The organism is Actinoplanes sp. TBRC 11911, assembly GCF_012933445.1.
GTDB lineage: Bacteria > Actinomycetota > Actinomycetes > Mycobacteriales > Micromonosporaceae > Actinoplanes.
Map to the genome: position 1 here is coordinate 104740 of NZ_JABBNC010000001.1, position 16887 is coordinate 121626.

11 protein-coding genes are annotated in these 16887 nt (G+C 71.1%); 5 read left to right on the top strand and 6 right to left on the bottom strand.

Annotated features, from left to right (window positions below; translation table 11 throughout):
• Nucleotides 1-8 precede the first annotated feature (8 nt).
• Nucleotides 9-3308, bottom strand: coding sequence for a BTAD domain-containing putative transcriptional regulator (locus tag HH310_RS00465; RefSeq protein ID WP_312033726.1), 3300 nt, complete (start codon nt 3306-3308; stop codon nt 9-11).
• 160 nt (nt 3309-3468) lie between these two features.
• On the opposite strand from HH310_RS00465, the gene HH310_RS00470 reads away from it, so the two are divergent.
• Both HH310_RS00470 and HH310_RS00475 read left to right on the top strand, forming a co-directional pair.
• Entirely contained in the window at nt 3469-4677 is a 1209-nt protein-coding gene (locus tag HH310_RS00470) for an MFS transporter (RefSeq protein WP_169173347.1), read from the top strand.
• 71 nt (nt 4678-4748) lie between these two features.
• On the top strand, nt 4749-6242 hold the full coding sequence (locus HH310_RS00475) for a GGDEF domain-containing protein (protein WP_169173348.1): 1494 nt from the start codon (nt 4749-4751) through the stop codon (nt 6240-6242).
• On the opposite strand, the gene HH310_RS00480 is transcribed toward HH310_RS00475, so the two are convergent.
• Nucleotides 6215-6778: a CGNR zinc finger domain-containing protein gene (locus HH310_RS00480; RefSeq protein ID WP_312033728.1), complete on the bottom strand. Its 564-nt coding sequence runs from the start codon at nt 6776-6778 to the stop codon at nt 6215-6217. The genes HH310_RS00475 and HH310_RS00480 overlap by 28 nt on opposite strands.
• Nucleotides 6779-6853: 75 nt before the next feature.
• Here HH310_RS00480 and HH310_RS00485 point away from each other — a divergent pair, with 75 nt between their 5' ends.
• Complete coding sequence (locus tag HH310_RS00485; RefSeq protein ID WP_169173350.1) at nt 6854-7645, top strand: SDR family NAD(P)-dependent oxidoreductase; 792 nt, start codon at nt 6854-6856, stop codon at nt 7643-7645.
• A 75-nt stretch (nt 7646-7720) separates the two neighbouring features.
• Entirely contained in the window at nt 7721-8248 is a 528-nt protein-coding gene (locus tag HH310_RS00490) for a cupin domain-containing protein (RefSeq protein ID WP_169173351.1), read from the top strand.
• Here the strand turns inward: HH310_RS00490 and HH310_RS00495 are convergent.
• Nucleotides 8229-8855 carry a TetR/AcrR family transcriptional regulator gene (locus tag HH310_RS00495; RefSeq protein WP_169173352.1) on the bottom strand — a complete coding sequence of 209 codons (627 nt, stop codon included), beginning with the start codon at nt 8853-8855 and terminating at the stop codon, nt 8229-8231. The two genes, HH310_RS00490 and HH310_RS00495, sit on opposite strands and share 20 nt — an antisense overlap.
• 136 nt (nt 8856-8991) lie before the next feature.
• Between HH310_RS00495 and HH310_RS00500 the strand changes: the two genes are divergently transcribed.
• Nucleotides 8992-10098 carry a GDSL-type esterase/lipase family protein gene (locus HH310_RS00500; RefSeq protein WP_169173353.1) on the top strand — a complete coding sequence of 369 codons (1107 nt, stop codon included), beginning with the start codon at nt 8992-8994 and terminating at the stop codon, nt 10096-10098.
• A 53-nt stretch (nt 10099-10151) separates the two neighbouring features.
• On the opposite strand, the gene HH310_RS00505 is transcribed toward HH310_RS00500, so the two are convergent.
• The 3 genes from HH310_RS00505 to HH310_RS00515 are packed head-to-tail and all read right to left on the bottom strand — an operon-like array spanning nt 10152 to nt 16872.
• Nucleotides 10152-11126 carry a hypothetical protein gene (locus HH310_RS00505; protein ID WP_169173354.1) on the bottom strand — a complete coding sequence of 325 codons (975 nt, stop codon included), beginning with the start codon at nt 11124-11126 and terminating at the stop codon, nt 10152-10154.
• A gap of 20 nt (nt 11127-11146) precedes the next feature.
• Nucleotides 11147-12970: an OmpL47-type beta-barrel domain-containing protein gene (locus HH310_RS00510; protein ID WP_169173355.1), complete on the bottom strand. Its 1824-nt coding sequence runs from the start codon at nt 12968-12970 to the stop codon at nt 11147-11149.
• The gene (locus tag HH310_RS00515; protein WP_312033729.1) at nt 12967-16872 is read right to left on the bottom strand and encodes a ThuA domain-containing protein; all 3906 of its coding nucleotides are present in this window, start codon (nt 16870-16872) and stop codon (nt 12967-12969) included. Before HH310_RS00515 ends, HH310_RS00510 begins: the two co-directional genes overlap by 4 nt.
• Between the last annotated feature and the right edge of the window lie 15 nt (nt 16873-16887).

Consider the following 16887-nt stretch of genomic DNA (forward strand, 5'->3'; position numbering starts at 1 on the left):
GACCGCCTTCAGTCCGCTTCTGGGTGGTGGGCGGGGCGGTTGGATGGAAGCTGGGGGCGCAGCCGGGGGTCGATCTGGGCCGAGGCCGCCTTGCTGTCGAGCTGCCAACCCGTTTGGTACGCCTCGGCGCTGGCGTCCTCGCCCAGCGCGTCCCGGCTGCGTCCGAGCATCTCTTTGATCCGCAGGTCACTGAGGTCGTGGGTGCCACGCAGCCGGGCCGCGGCGCCGAGCAGGAAGGCGACGTCGCGGTGCCGGCCGTGCGCCTGGGCGACGGCGGCCGCGGCCACCGCCACCATCGACATGATCGGCATGTCCCGGGTCTCCACCGCGGCCGCGTAGGCCGCGGCCAGCGCGTCCTCGGCGCGGGCCGGATCACCCCGCTTCAGGCTCAGCCAGGACCACGCGGCGTGGACCAGGGCCCGGCCGTGGTCACCGCCGAACGGGACGCCGCTGGTCATCCCGGCGTCGGCGCGGCGCAGCAGCTCCTCGGCGCGGTCCAGCTCGCCGACCTGCAGCAGCACGGTCGCCTCCATGGCGCTGACCAGCACGTCCATCTCCGGTGACGATGCCCGCAGCGACCGGTCGCGGGCCGTTTCGAGCACGGCGAGCGCCTGGTCCTCGTCGCCGCGCCGCATGTGCAGGTCGATCCAGCGCATATCGATGAAGATCTCGTCGCCGAGGCTCAGCGACCCGAACTCGCGGGCGTTCGCGCGAGCCTCGTTCAGGTCGCCCAGCGCCCCGTCGAGGTCGCCGTCGTACTGGCGCATCAGGGCCCGCATCGGCAGCGCGGTGGCCACGCCCCAGCGGTCGCCGGCCCGGGTGAAGCAGTCCAGCGCGGCGTCCACGTCGAGGCGTACCTGGTCGAGGTTGCCTTCGTTCTCGAAGACCTGGGCCCGGAACATGTGCGCCAGCCCGGACAGCCACACGTCCGGACCCTCGATGAGGCGATCGATGATGACCAGCGCCCGCTCGACCTCGCGCGGGAAGAACAGCGACACCGCGGCCAGGGCACTCCCGAAGGCGGGCAACGCCGAGTACGTGAGCAGCCGTTCGGCACGCTCCCGCAGCTGGGCCTCGCTCGCCTGCACCGCCTCGACGGCCGCCGCGGACCGCGAGCCGATCTGGTTGAGCAGCAGCACCGCCTCGGCGCTGTCGCGCACCGGCGTCCGCTCCGCGCCGGGCAGCGCGAGCACCTCACCCAGCCAGTAGGTGGCCTCCTGATGGCGGCCGAACATCTGCCAGTACCAGGAGAGATTCATGCCCAGCGTGATCGCGCCGACACCGTCACCCGAGTCGCAGAGGTGGCGTAGCGCCGCGAGCGCGTTGTCGTACTCGGCGGCCATCTCGCGCAGGGCGTCGAGCTGGCCGGCGCCGCGCAGCTGCGGATCACGGCGGGCCACCAGCCGCGCCAGGTGGTGCGCGGCGAGGTCGCGTACGGCGTTCAGCTCACCGCGCTCGGCCAGGCGCTCGATGCCGTACTCGCGCAGGGTCTCCAGCATCCGGTACCGGCCGGGCTCGGGCGAGAGCTGCAGCAACGACTTGTCGACCAGCGCGGCGAGCAGGTCAGCGATCTCGGCGGCCGGCACGTCGGTGCCGCCGCAGACCGCGGTGGCCGAGGCCGGCGTCACGCCGCCGGGCAGGACCGAGACACGTTCCGCAACCGTACGCTCGTGCGGGCCGAGCAGCTCCCAGCTCCACGCGATGACCGCCCGCAGCGTCCGGTGCCGTGGCAACGCCGTCCGGCTCCCGGTGGTGAGCAGCCGGAACCGGTCGGACAGCCCGGCCGCGAGATCGGCGAGCGTCAGCGTCCGCAGCCGGGCCGCGGCCAGTTCCAGGGCCAGCGGCATGCCGTCCAGACCGCGCACCACCTGCAGCACGTCGCCCAGCGTCCGATCGTCCACATCGAACCCGGGACGCACGGCCGCGGCCCGCTCGGTGAACAGCCGCACCGAGGCCGTCCGGCGGGCCTGCACCACGCCGTCGTCCACCGAGGGCAACGCGAGCGAGCCCAGCGGCACCAGCGACTCGCCGTCGACGGCCAGCGGCTCGCGGCTGGTGGCGAGCACGCGCAGCCCGGAGCAGCGCCGCAGAAGAGCCTCGACCACGTACGCCACCGCGTCGATCAGATGCTCGCAGTTGTCCACCAGCAGCAGGCTCTCCCGGCCGCTGAGCTGGTCGGCGAGCACGTCGAGCTCGTCGTCGCCGACCCGCATCCGCCCCTCGAACAGCGCCGACCCGCGCAGCCCGATGTCGGCCAGCACCGCACCGGCCACCTTCGACGACTCGGTCACCGCGGACAGGTCGATCAGCCAGGTGCCGTCGCGGTACTCGTGGCGATGCCGGCGGCCGGCCTCCAGCGCGATCCGGGTCTTGCCCGCCCCGCCCGGCCCGACGACGGTGACCAGCCGTCCGGCGGCCAGCAGCGTGTCGATGCGGGCGAGGTCGTCGTCGCGGCCGATGAAGCTGGTGAGGCTGGCGGGCAGGTTGCCGGTGCTCGGGGCCGGCTCGGCGGGCGCGGGCTCGGCGCGCAGCAGTCGCGTGTGCCGTTCGCGCAACGCGGCGCCCGGGTCGGCGCCGAGGCGGTCGGCGAGCTCCTCGCGGACCCGTTCGTAGAGGTCGAGGGCCTCGGCCTGCCGGCCCTGCGCGGCGAGCGCGTCCATCAGCAGCGCGGCCACCCGCTCGTCGGCCGGCTGCTCGGCGAGCAGCGCGGTCAGCCGGGTGCCGGCCGCGGCCGCGTCGCCCAGGGCCAGCTCGGCCTCGGCCAGGTCGGCGCCGGCGTCGGTCGCGACGCGGGCCAGGCGGGCGGCCACCGCGGGCGCCACCGCCGCGATCGTGTCGGCCATCGCGGCGCTCGTGTCCGCCGTCGCCGCGCTCGTGCCGGCCGCCGCCCACAAGGCCACGGCCTCGGCGAGTAACGCCGCCGCGGATCGGGCGTCGCCGGTGCGCAGCCGCTCCCGGCCGTCGGCGGCCAGCCGTTCGAAGCGCAGCGCGTCCACCGCGTCGTCGGTCACGTCGAGCCGGTAGCCGCCCTCGACCTGCACGACGGCGTCCGCCGCGCCGAGGAGTTTGCGCAGGCGGGACACCAGCGATTGCAGCGCGTTAACCGGGGACCCGAGGTCTTCCTCGGGCCACAGCGCGTCGATCAGCACCCCGGGCGGGACCGCGCGGCCGCCGGCCAGCGCGAGCCGGGTGAGCAGGCCGCGGAGCCGGGCCCCGGGCAGCGGCACGGCGGTGTCGCCACGGCACACCGCGAAGGTGCCGAGCAGCGTCACGCGCAGCCGCGCTGCCGAACCCCCGTCGCCACCCACGCGTCGATCCTCTCGCGCCGCGTCCACCGCGCCCCAACCGCCCCCGCGTATCCACTGTGACGCACCACACCGTACGAGCAACGTGGTCTTATTGTGGTCCAGCAGACGCCGGGCCAGCCCATCCGCGCAGCTCGCCGACCCCGCGCGAAGACTGGCTTTCATGACTGCACCGCCGGACACCCCCTTTCGTCTTCGATCGGTGGCCGTGTCCGCGTACGGGCCGTCGCTGCTGTACGGATTCTCGCAAGGCGTCATCGCGCCGGTGATCGCGATCAGCGCCATCGATCGCGGCGCCTCGGTCGCGGTGGCCGGGCTGGTGGTCTCACTGATGGGCATCGGCTCGATCGTGTCGAACATCCCGGCCGGCGTGCTGACCACCCGGTTCGGCGAACGCCGCTCGATGGTCGGGGCGGCCCTGTTCAGCGCCGCCGGCATCGCGCTCTGCCTGGGGAACATCGGCCTGCTGCCGTTCTCCGCCGGGGTGCTCGCGATGGGCATGGCCGCCGCCGTCTTCCAGCTGGCCCGGCAGTCGTACCTGACCGAGGTGGTGCCGCTGGCGATGCGCGCGCGGGCCATGTCCACGCTCGGCGGCGTCCAGCGGATCGGCGCGTTCACCGGCCCGTTCGCGGGTGCCGCCATCATCAAGCTGGCCGGGCTGAACAGCGCATATGTGGTCTCGCTCGGCGCGATCCTGGGCGCCGGGTTCATCGCGTACGCGGTCCCGGACCTCGCCGAGCGCGCCAGCGTGCCGAGCGGGACCAAGGGCGTGGTCTCCACCTGGTCGATCACCCGCGACCATTGGCGGACCCTCGTGACGCTCGGCACCGGGGTGCTGCTGCTGTCCGCGATCCGGCAGACCCGGCAGGTCGTGGTGCCGCTCTGGTCCCAGCACATCCACCTGGCGCCCACCACGGCGTCGGTGCTGTTCGGGGTGTCCGGGGCGGTCGAGACGCTGGTCTTCTACCCGGCCGGCCTGGTCATGGACCGGTGGGGCCGGCGGGCCGTGGCGGTGCCGTGCACGCTGGTGATGGGGCTGGCGTTCATCCTGGTGCCGCTGACCCACGCGGCCCTGACCCTGGGCGCCGTGGCGATGGTGATCGGCGTCGGCAACGGCATCGGCTCCGGCATCGTGAACACGCTGGGCGCCGACGCGGCCCCGGTGCTGGGCCGGCCGACGTTCCTGGGGGTGTGGCGCGAGCTGTCCGACGGCGGCTCCGCGATCGGCCCGGTGATCCTCTCCGCGGTGACCGGCCTGGGCGGACTGGGCCTCGGTGTCGTCGTCTCGGGCGTGGTGGGGCTGGCGGCGGCCGCCGTGCTGTTCCGCTTCGTCCCCAGACGCGTGCGCCCCGAGCCGGTGCCGGCCGCGTAACGCCTCAGATTCTCTGCGGACCGGCCGATGGACAGACACGTGTGCTGTCCGGCGCGAGATGTGGAGAACCGATGAGGTCGTGGCGCCCGCTGCTCTTCTACGTGCCGGCCGGGTTGATCGTCATGGTCACGATGGCGCGGCTGGTGCTCACCGCGGGCCACGCGCGGGTCGAGGACGTCGCCGGGCCGGCCATCCTGCTGTTCGACCTCACGGCTCTGGTGCTCGCCCTCGTCGTGCGACGGCGTCCCGGCATCGATCATCGGACCCGGGGAGCCTGGACCTGGTTCGCTCTCAGCCGGGCGCTGAGCATCCTGGCGGGGATCTGTTTCAAGCTGTTCCCGTGGGAGTCCTTCCCGGCGCCGGGTGACGTGCTGCACCTGTCCTCGGGGATGGTGCTGCTGGTGAGCCTGCTCATGTTCGGGCGCCGCGAGGACGGGCGGCTGGAACGCCAGAAGCTGGCCCTCGACGTCGGTGCCGTGGTGGTGGCCGGCGGGATGCTGATGTGGTACCTCAGCGTCGGACCCGCTCTGGCCGCCGACAATCTGGCCGGCGACGCGGTGGCGGGTGCCGTGGCGTACCCGGTCGGGGATCTTCTGGTGCTGTTCGCCGTGGCGCTGGTGATTCGCCGGGGAGTCGACGCGGGCGTACGGAAGTCGATGTATCTGATCGCGGCCGGCATGCTGTTCGAGATCGTCGGCAACTCGTACCTCGGTTATCTGCGCACCCACGTGGGCTGGGTCGACCGGTCCGGCTGGCAGATGGCGTGCTACGTGGTCAGCCATTGCGGGCTCGCGGCCGCCGCGTTCGAGCAGCTGCGCCGTTCCTCGGCGGCCGCCTCGCCGGTACGCGCCGACCGGCCGGTGAGCCGCATGCCGTACCTGGGCATCGGCCTGTGCGTGGGCCTGCTGATCGTGGCGGTGCTGCGCGAGGACCATGCCTACCCGTGGGCCGGGCTGGTGATCGGCGCCGTCGTGATCAACGTGATCGGCTCGCTGCGGCAGGCCGCGGCGCTGCGCGAGAACCACGAGCTGGCCATCACCGACCCGCTGACCGGCCTGGTCAACCGTGCCCGGCTGCACGAGTCACTGGGCCGCGCCCTGGCCCGGGGGCAGCGCTCCGGGCAGCGGGTCGCCGTGCTGCTGGCCGACCTCAACGGGTTCAAGGAGGTCAACGACACCCTCGGGCACGCCGCGGGCGACCGGCTGCTCAAGGAGTTCGCGGCGATGATGCGCCGGGCGGTGCTGGGTGCCGACGTGGTGGGCCGGCTCGGCGGCGACGAGTTCGCGGTGGTGCTCAACGACATCGGCTCGGCCGCGAACGCGGCGGCCGTGGTCAAGCGGCTGCGCGCCGAGATGCAACTGCCGATCATGGTGGGCGACGTGGTGGTGCAGATCGACGCCGCGATCGGGTTCACCCTGTCCGAGCCCGGCGAGCACGACGTGGACGAGGTCCTGCGGCGCGCGGACGAGGAAATGTACCGGATCAAGCGGGCCGGCAAGACCCCGGAGGTGTCCTGTGCCGCGCCGGCGCTCTGCCCTCACTGCGGCGTGTCGCCGGCGCTCTGACGCTGCCGCGCGCGGTGCGCCCGCACCGATGCCTGTGAGCCGCAGGTGGAGCTGCAGAAACGCCCGGCGCGGTTCCGGGTGCGGTCGACGAAGCCGAGGTGGCAGGGCGGGTTGGCGCACGCCTTGACGCGATCCCACGCGCCGCTGAGCCCGAGCTCGGTGATCGCGGCCAGCACACCGCCGAGCACGCCGGGGACACCGCGCGACTCGGAGCCGACCCGCACCCCGCCGGCCGTGACGACCGTGGTCAGCGGATAGCGCGAGCCGGCCTGGCCCAGATAGCGCTCGGCGCTCGCCACGCTGGCGTCGTCGGCCTCGGGCGTGCCGGCGTGCGCCAGCATCACGGACACCAGGGCGTCGCGCAGCTCGCGTGCGGCGGCCGCGTCGGCGTCGGTCACGACGGTCTCGCCGCCCAGCAGCCCGTGCGCGGCCGCCCACTCGGCGAGATCGGCGCCGGTGCCGAACTGTTCGACGCGCCCGCCGGCGTCCGCCCGGGTGTTCACGAAATTCAGCAGGGTCTCGGTGCTTTGCGTCACCGAACCAGCGTAGCTCATAACTTTTTCTCGTACATCCCCTTGAGATGTAGCGAGCTAACTGCTTAAGGTCACTACATGACAAACACCTGGTTCATCACCGGCGCTTCCGCCGGCATCGGCCGCGAACTCGTCCGCCAGGCTCTCGAGGCCGGCGAGAACGTCACCGCCATCGCTCGCAACACCGCCGGGCTTTCGAATTCCGGCCGGCTGCTGGCGATCAGCGCCGACGTGACCGACGAGGCCGCCGTGCGCGACGCCGTCGCGCAGACCGTGGCCCGCTTCGGCCGCATCGACTACGTGGCCAACAACGCCGGCTACGGGCTGGTCGGCGCGGTCGAGGAGGCCACCGACGCGAAGGCGCGGGCAATCTTCGACACCAACGTCTTCGGCGTGCTGAACGTGCTCCGGGCGACCCTCCCGGTGCTGCGCGAGCAGCGGTCCGGGCGAATTCTGCAGGGGTCGTCGTTCCTCGGTCAGACCGCCGCGCCCGGCGTGGGCTTCGTGTCCGCCACCAAGTACGCCGTGGAGGGGCTGTCCGACGCCTTGGCCCTCGAGACGGCACCGCTGGGCATCAAGGTCACCCTGATCCAGCCCGGTGTGACCGCGACGTCGTTCTTCACCAACCTGGACGCCCCCGCGTCCACACTGGACGACTACGACCAGACCGTGCGCGCGCCGCAGCCGGCGGTCGCCGCGGCCCCGGTCGAGCGGGTCGTGGCCGCCATCCGGGAGGTGGCGGTCAGCGAGAACCCGCCACGGCGCCTCGCCCTCGGCACCGCCTTCGGCGAGGCGATGCGCACCGCCCTGACCGACCGCCTGGCCGACCTGGACACCTGGGCGAAGACGACCAGCAGTGTCGACGCCTGATCGCTTGACACCTGTCAGACTGAGCCTAGTCTGACAGGTGTCAAGCCGGCACGGTGCCGGCGGAGAGGGACCGTCATGAGCCTGACCATTCCGGAGATCGCCACCGACGACCCACGATGGACCCGGCAGGGCGCCATCTACGTGCCCGCCGACGGGGGCGTGACCAGGTGGGTCGCCGGTGATGTCTACTCGACCAAGGTGTCCGGCGCGGACACCGCCGGGGCGTTCTCGTTCATCGAGGCCTCGGTGCCGGCCGGGGCCGGGCCCGTTGCGCACACGCACAACAGCAACGACGAGGCGTTCTACTTATTATCGGGCGAGCTCGAGTTCCTCGACGGCGACCGCACCTTCGTCGCCCGCCCCGGCGATTTCGTCTACGTGCCGCGCAACACCCGGCACCGCTTCAAGAACATCGGCTCGCACACCGCGAAGATGGTCTTCATGTTCACGCCGGCCGGCCCCGAGCGGGGCTTCGAGATCGTCGGCGAACCGGCCCGGCCCGGCGTTCAGGCGCCACCGATGGGGATGCCCACGCCGGAGCAGATGGACGAGATGATGCGGCCGGAGTCCAAGGTGGACACCATCATGATGCCGGAGAGCTGAGCCGCGGCAGCAACCCGTCGAGGACCAGGCGGGCGAGATCCTCGGCGCGGGCGGCGCGCTCGGCCGGGGTCACCTCGCCGGTGCCGGACAGGCGGCGGGCCAGCGGCTCGTGGGTCAGCGCCAGAGCCGGCCCGGTGATGGCGAAGAAGACCGTCTCCGGCGGGACGTCCGGAAGCAGCCGGACCAGTAGCGGCCGCCACAGTTCGAAGACCGGGCCGATGAAATGCTCGGTCAGGTAATCCAGACGATCGGAGTCGCGGCCGGACTCGTCGGCGATGATGCGGTTCATGACGTAGAGGTCGGCCGCGTCCCGGTAGAGTTCGGCCACGATGTGGCGCAGCCGCTGCTCGTCGGTGTGGGCGGCGTCCGCGACCATCGACTCCATACGAGCCATTCGCGGGCGCATCGCCTCGTCGATCACCGCGCGCCAGAAGCCGGCCTTCGAGGCGTACCGGTCGTTGATGAAGTTGTGGCTGACCTCGAGGCGTTTCGCGAGCTCACGCACCGAGGTCGCGTCGTAGCCCAGTTCGGCGAACGCGTCCAGGCCGTGCGCGAGCACCTCGGACTCGGGAAGGCCGACGGGCGCGTTGCGGTGGCGGGCGGTCATCCCGTCAGTGTGCACCAGGTGGTGATCCCGGTCGCAAGGCCGCGCTGAGTTCGCTTTGCGATGTCACATGGCGCGCGTCCACCGCGTCATACCCGGGCTTGCGCATTTCGCACACCGGAAAGAGACAGGAACAATAATGATCTGGACTGCCGGATTCCGCACCGCCGTGATCGACCCACGGGAAAAGCTCCAGTTCGGTGAGCCACGAGGCTTCGCCGATCAGACCGTGAGCCAATTGCTGCAGATGGCCGGCGGCGGAGACGCCTTCCGGGTGCGGCTGACGAACCGCTACGGCCGGACTCCGCTGGTGATCGGCGCCGCGACGGTCCGTACCGCTCATCAACGCACGCCCCTGCCCCTGACCTTCGACGGTGCCGCGCGGTTCGTCATCGCCGCGGGTGCCGAGGCCGTCTCCGACCCGGTCGATGTGCCGGTCGCGGCCGGGAGCGACATCGTCCTCAATCTGTATTTCCCGGAGCGAACCGATCTGGCGACCTATTCGCACCGGCCGGCCGAGATCGCGCGGATCGTGGCCGGCGATCAGACCGCCGCGCGCCCGTTCGCCGGGATCGAACGGGCGGAGGCCCGGTATTTCGTCTCGGGTGTCGATGTACCGGCCCCGGACCACCGCATGATCGGCGCCGCGTTCGGCGACTCCTGGTTCGAGGGCGTCGGCACCACGCCGGGCGCGAAGCAGCGCTCGGTCGATTTCCTCAACCGGCGCCTGCGCAACGGATGGATCGTCAACCTCGGCATCTCCGGGAACCGCCTGCTGCGCGACGGCGTGGGAGAAGCCGCGCTGGCGCGGTTCGAGCGCGAGGTTCTCTCGATACCCGCGCTGACCCACGTCCTGGTCAGCTTCGGCATCAACGACCTGATCCTGCCCGACATGCTCGGGGAGCCCGCGGTGTCCGCCGGCGACCTCATCGCCGGCTACATCGAACTGGCCGAGCGCGCGCACCTGGCCGGACTGCGGATTCTGGTGTCCACCATCGGCCCGTTCGCCGGCTACACCCCCGAGACACGGATGCCGGAGCTCCTCGCGGTCCGCCGCGAGGTCAACGACTGGATCCGCACCGCGCGGTACTTCGACGGCGTCTTCGATGTGGCGCGGGCGGTCGCCGATCCCCGGTTTCCCGACTACATCCACCGCGACCTGGACTCCGGTGACGGCCTGCACCTCAACGAGGTCGGCACCGAGGTCATGGCCGACACCGTCGACATCCGCGATCTCACGCTGTGAACGAAGGGGCAGCGGTTCGTGTCCGAACCGCTGCCCCCCGGGTTGTTGCTGCTTTACAGGTCAGCCGCGCCGGCCGCGGTGGCCTCCTGCACGGCCGCGGTACGGCGCGAGTCGGCCTTCGACTCGTCGTCGCGGTCGACCGTGGAACGGGCCATCGACTTGGCCGCCGCCCGGGCCGCCGCCGGCGCCGGGTCGTTGGTCACGCCGCGGCGGATCCGGTTGTTGTCGGCGATCTGCGCGACCGGGTTGTTCCCGGTCGCGGTCAGCGTGCCGTCGATGATGTTGTCGTCGACGGTGACGCCGCCCGTGGTGCTGGTGATGCTGACGTCCTTGCCGAAGAAGCCGCCCGAAGCACACGAGTCGAGCGAGCCGTTCGGGCCGAGCTGGACGCCGCCGAGGTTGCCGGCGAACGTCGTCTTGCCGCGCACCGAGCTGCCGCAGAGCACGCTGCCGTTCGCGCTGTTCAGCACCGACACCGTGCCGTCCACGAACGAGTCGTGCAAGTCGGTGTAGTAGGTGCCATTTGTCGTCAGATTTCCGGAAATCTCGGTGTTTGCGTCCAGCCGCACCTCACCGGCCTGCGCGTTCACCGTCCCGGTGATCGACGTGCCCTCGACGAACAGGAAGCTGTCGATGGCCGTCGTCCCCTTCGCCCGGACGGTGACGTTGCCGCTGTCCGCGTCCTTCAGGTAGACCCCGTACCCGCCGGCCGCCAGCACCACGGGCCCGCCGATGGTGGTTTCCGACGCGTCCAGGTAACCGTTGCCGGCCACGTTCACCGAACCGGCCAGGTTGCCGCCGGTGATGACCAGGTTCCCGCCGTTGGCGACGCTGACGTTGCCGGTGACGATCGTGCCTTCGAGGGAGCAGGACTCCCCCGCCGGGACGTACAGGTCGTTCGGCACGGTGACCGCGCCGCCGGTGCCGATGCAGTAGGTGACGAGGGCGGCACTGGCCGGGGCGGCGGCGAGACCGGCGGTGACGAGTCCGGCGGCCAGCGCTAACGAAATGGCGGTCCGTCTGGGCATCTCTATTCTCCCTAGCTTGCTCATGAGCCGATGTCCGATCGGGCGGCCGCGCGGACGATGTCCCCCTGCTGCCGCTTGGTCAGCGTGCCGCCGGTCACCAGTGGCGCGGTGACCGACTCGACGTGCCGCACGAACGCGGCGTGGTCCGCGTACGAGCCGTTCTCGTCGACGAGATCGTTGATGGTGCAGCCGTTGCCGGTCTCCTTGTTCGGCACCTTCGTGTCGCTGCCGCCGATGACGACGGTGGCGCGGGTGTCGCCGCCCGGGCATTCGTCCGAGCCCGAGGCCACGATGGTGAAGGTGACCGCTTCCTCGGCCGACTTGTTGCCGGCCGCGTCGGTGGCCCGGAACTTCACCGTGTGCGCCCCGGTGGCACGTACGACAACCGGTGCGGTGTAAGCCGTCCAGGCACCGCCGTCGACCGCGTACTCGACGGAGGTGACCGCCGATTCGCTGTCGGTCGCGGTCACCCGGACGGTGGCCACGCCGACGTAGGCGCCGTTGGTGTCCCGGTCACCCGCGACCGTCGCGGTGACGGTGGGCGGCGTGGTGTCCGGCGTCCGCGGCGCCACCACGACGAACGAGGACGTCTGCTGGGCCGAGGTGTTGCCGGCGACATCGGTCGCCCGATACCGCAGCGTGTGGTTCCCGACCGAGCTGATGACAACCGGATTCCCGTACGCCGTGAACGCCGCACCGTCCAACGAGTACTCCACCCGGGCCACCCCGGATTCGCTGTCGGTCGCGGTCAGCGTCGCCGTCGCCGTGCCGACGAAGTTGCCGCTGCCGTCGCGGTCCCCGGTGATCTGCGCGGTCACCGTCGGCGCCGTGGTGTCCGCCGTCTGCGGCGCCACGATGACGAAGTGGGCCATCTGCTCGGCGGACGTGTTCCCGGCGACATCGGTCGCGCGGTAATGCAGCATGTGCATCCCGACCGAGCTGATGACAACCGGATTCCCGTACGCCGTGAACGCCGCACCGTCCAACGAGTACTCCACCCGGGCCACCCCGGATTCGCTGTCGGTCGCGGTCAGCGTCGCCGTCGCCGTGCCGATGTAGTTCCCGTCGCCGTCCCGGTCGCCGGCGAGCTGCGCCGTCACCGTCGGAGGCGTGACGTCCTCGTCCGGCTCCGGCTCGACCACCCGGAACTGCACCGAACCCACCGCGGACGTGTTGCCCGCGTGGTCCGTGGCCCGGAACTGGACACTGTGGTCACCGAGCGCGGTCACCACCACCGGGTTCGTGTACGGCTCGAATCCGGTGTCGTCGATCTGGTATTCGACGGTGTCGACGCCCGAGCCGGTGTCCGTGGCGGTCACCGTCACGGTCGCCGACCCGACGTAGTTGCCGGCGCCGTCCCGGGTGCCGGCCGCCGACCCGGTCACCGCCGGCGGGGTGGTGTCGGCCGGGCCGCCGCCGTCGGTGACGGTCAGCTCGCCGACCATGGCGCTGTGCCCCGGCATCGAGCAGAAGAAGCGGTACTTGCCCGGCGTCAGCGTCACCGTCGCCGTCTGCAGCCCGCCGGTGGGGTCGAACGGACTGGCCAGCAGGTTCAGGTTGACGTCGTGGTTGTAGCCCTCGGTCGAGGTGTCGAAGGTCAGGGTGTGCGGCATCCCGGTGGTGTTCCCGGTCGCCGCGCTGTTCTCGAAGACGATGGTCGCCGCGCCGGCCACGGCCGTGGTCGTGACCGACTTGTAGCGGGTGATGTCACCGTCCGCGGTCCAGTTGAGGACCTGGGCGGCGGCCCGCGCCGGCGCGGCCTGCGCCGGCGGGGCACCAAAACCCGCGACCATCGTCAGCAGCGCTACGGCGAGCACTGCCTTGAGGCGTACGGGAAATCTCATAGAGCACGCACCCGGATGTCGCGGAATTCGACGATGTCGGTGTCGCTGTGGTTCTGCAGGCCGATCAGGCCCTCGGCGAACTGCCGCAGGTCGGTCGGCGGGTCACCGGCGCGCGAGGACTGCTTGCCGGGGGTGTTGTCGAACTCCTTGATGACCGTGCCGTTGCGGATCAGCGTGTAGTGCTGGCCGACGACCCGGATCTCGTAGTCGTTCCACACGTTCTTCGCGGTCACCTGCGCCTGCGCGAGGGTGTTCGGCGAGAAGTTGTAGATCGAGCCGGTCTTCTGCGGCTCGGACCCCTCACCGTCGTAGATCTGGATCTCGTGTCCACAGTAGATGGCCACCCAGGCTTGCGAGGTGCGCGCCGATCCGACCGTCCCGCAACTGCCCGCGGGCCGTTGGTCCAGCGGGATGCGCGGGTCGGGGAACCGGGTGAAGACTCCGCTGTTGCCGCGGGCGGTCCCGGGGGCGACGTCCTTGAATTGCAGCTTCAGCGAGAAGTCCTTGAAGGGCTTGGTGTAGTAGAGCATCCCGAGCCCGCCGCTCGGCCGCAGCGTGCCGTCGGCGGTGAGGCTGAACTGCCCGCTCGGCGCCTGTGCCCAGTCGGTCAGCGATTCCGGCGTGCCGTTGAAGATCGACACGTAGCCGGTGTGCCCGGCCCGGCCGATCGGCGAGCTCGCCGCGACCCGGGTCAGCGTGCCGGCCTCCCGGCTGTTGATCTTGCCGTCCTTCTGCAGGTTGCCCGCCACCGTGGTGACGTGCCGGACGAACGCGTCGTGCGTGTCCCACTGCGCCTCGTCGGTGATCAGGTCGTCGATGGTGCAGCCCAGGCCGAGGTCACGGTTCGCGAGCCCGGTGTCGGTCTCGTCGAAGCGTACGGTCGGCGACGGGTCGGTGGTGGCACAGCCCGCGGCGATCGGCTTCTGCACTGTCTCCTTGACCCCACCCGCGTAGGTGATGGTCAGCGAGGCCGCGTAGTTGCCCACCGAGGTGTAGGTGTGCCGGGGGTTCGCCTCGGTCGAGGTGGTCCCGTCACCGAAGTTCCACTCGTACGCCAGCCCGCCGGACTTGGCCGCGGAGAAGGCGAAGGTGAGCGGCTGGTCCTGCACCGCCACGGCGTTCGCGGTCGGGGCCGGCGTCGCCGGGCCACCCTGGTAGGTGATGCGGATCAGCTTCTGGTTGGAGCTCAGGCTGAAGAAGCCGCCCGCGTAGTCCAACATGTACAGTGCGCCGTCCGGGCCGAACTTCGCGTCCATCCAGGCCTGCAGCTGGTTGCTGCCGCTGCCGGACGGGATGATGGACCGCAGCGACTCGCCGAACGCCGGCGGCTGCTGCGTCGGCACGCCGGCCGGGTCGACCGTCACCGCGACGCGGTTCGCCGCGTTCGACTCGTCACCGATGAACCACTTGTTGTTCCAGTACTCCGGCCACGCGACGGTGCTCTTCGGGTCGACCAGGTCCTTGTGGTAGGTCGGGCCGGACATGATGGCCTGGCCGCCGCCGCGGAAGTACGGCTGCGTGTAGGTGGCCTCGGACGCCTTGTAGCTGGGCAGGCCGCTGCCGTCGGTGCGGGTCGGGAAGACCGGGCCGCCGCCGTCCGGCGAGAACCAGATCATGTTGTTCTTGATCGGCGGCAGGTCCACCAGGCCGGTGTTGCGCGGCGAGTTGTTCTGCGGGTGGTCGCAGTCGTACCAGCCGGTCAGCACCGTGGCGTCGGTGTTGCTGCGGTCGCGGTACGGCTGCTTGTTGCCCATGCAGTACGGCCAGCCGTGGTTACCGGCCTCGGTGATGATGGTGGCGGTCTCGTACTTCGCCGGGCCCAGCTCCGGGTTCGGCGACGAGGCGTCCGGGCCCACCCAGCCGGCGGTCAGCCACTGGGTCTTCGGGTCGATCGCGAGGCGGGCGATGTTGCGCACGCCCATCACGTAGATCTCCGGGCGGGTCTTCTCGGTTCCCGGCGGGAACAGGTTGCCCTGCGGGATCGTGTACGTGCCGTCCGCCTCCGGGTGGATGCGGATGATCTTGCCGGCCAGGTCGTTCGTGTTGCCGGCCGTACGACGAGCGTCCTGGAACGACGTCCCCATGTATTCCTGGGTCCAGTTGTTCCCGGAGTAACCGCTCGAACCCTCGGACGAGTTGTTGTCGCCGGAGCCGACGTACAGGTTGCCCTTGGCGTCGAACGTCATGCCGCCGCCGGCGTGGCAGCAGCTGTGGATCTGCACCGGCCACTTCAGCAGGTCCTTGCGGGTGCCCTGGTCGATGGTCCGGTTCACCTTGTCGTAGGTGAGCCGCGAGATGGTGCGGTAGCCGATCCGCTTGTCCCGGTCGATCGACTCGTGCGGCATCCAGTACACGTAGAGCCAGCCGTTGTCGGCGAACTTCGGGTCCGGCACGATGCCGAGCAGGCCCTCCTCGTTCTTGACCAGCTCGGAGCCGCTGCCCCGGTTACCCATCACCGGCAGCGTGGTGAGCAGCTTGGCCGTCTTGGTCACCGGGTCCCAGTTGTGGATGGTGCCGCAGCCCAGGCCCACGTTCGGGTTGCTCCAGTCGACGACCGGCCCGGTCGGGCAGGCGGCCTTGCCGACGTAGAAGACGGTGCCGTCCGGGGTGATCGTCATGCCGTGCGGCTCGCCGATCTGGTCGAGCTGACCGGTCTGGTTGGTGGTGGTCAGGCGCTCCACCTTGTAGTTCGAGGCGATGCTGGCCTGGCAGTCGCCGCGGGTGATGCCGGTGGTCCAGGCCAGCGCGCCGCTGAGGTGCTTGCGGAACGAGTCCTCGCCGTAGCTGCCGTCGGTGTGTCCCATGCCGGTGTAGAAGGACCGGCCGCCGTCGTAGTCACGGCACCAGGAGATCGGGTGGAACGGACCGTTCGCGGTCACGCCCGCGTCGTAGTGGCGCTCCTCGACCTGCGCGACCGTGTGTACGGTGCCGACCGGGTTCGGGGCCCAGTTGTTCCAGCGGTCCTCGCGAGTCACCGTCAGCGGCAGGTCCTTCGTGGCCGGATGCTGCCGGTCGAGGATGTCGACCACGGCGCGGTTCACCGCGGGCGGCGGGGGCTCCTCGGTGCTGCCGGTGAACAGCCGCACGTCGGCGAGCTGCAGCAGCGGCTCACCGGCGTTGGCCGTGACGTTCAGCCGATAGTAGCGGTACGACCCGGGGGTCGTCACGTCGAAGCGGCGGATCTGGAAGCGCTCGGGGAAGTCCTGCCCGGTGCGGGTGTCGACGGTCGTCCAGGACTGGTTGTCGGCCGAGCCTTCCAGCCGCCAGGCAGTCGGGTCGCGACCCTCGAAGTCGTTGGCCGAGGTGAGCGCGTAGCCGGTGACCGTGGTGGCGGCGTTGAGCTGGAACACCACGTTGGCGGCCGGCGTACGGGAGAGCCATTTGGTGTTGGCGTCGCCGTCGGTGAGCTTCGTGCGGATCTCGTTCGGCGGGTTCTCGCTGCTCGCGCTGATCGCGGTGGCCGGCTCGGACACCGGGATGGCGCCGGCCGGGCGGGTGCCGATCAGCCCGGTGAACCAGGTCGAGTCGAGCTGCGCCTTGGCCGCGTCGCCGATGCCGAGGAAGCCGTTGCCCGCCTTGACGAAGCCCTGCAGCGCGGCCTCCTGGCCGCTGGTCAGCGTGACCCCGTCGGCCGACAGGAAGACCACCGCACGATACGCCGCCAGGCCGCTCGTGCTGAAGACTGCCGGATCGGTGCTGGCCGTGACCGTGATGCCCTCGGCCTGGCCCAGGTCCTTGATGGTCTGGGTGGCCTTGGCGACCGGGTCCTGCTGGGCGGTCGCGGTGCCGGAGAAGACCAGCACCTTCAGGGGAACCGCGGCGGCGGCCTGCGCCTTGGCGGGTGCCGCGGGCGCGGCGGTCATCGGCGCGAGGCCGATGGCGAGGGCCGTGGTGATCGCCACGGCGCCGATTCTGCG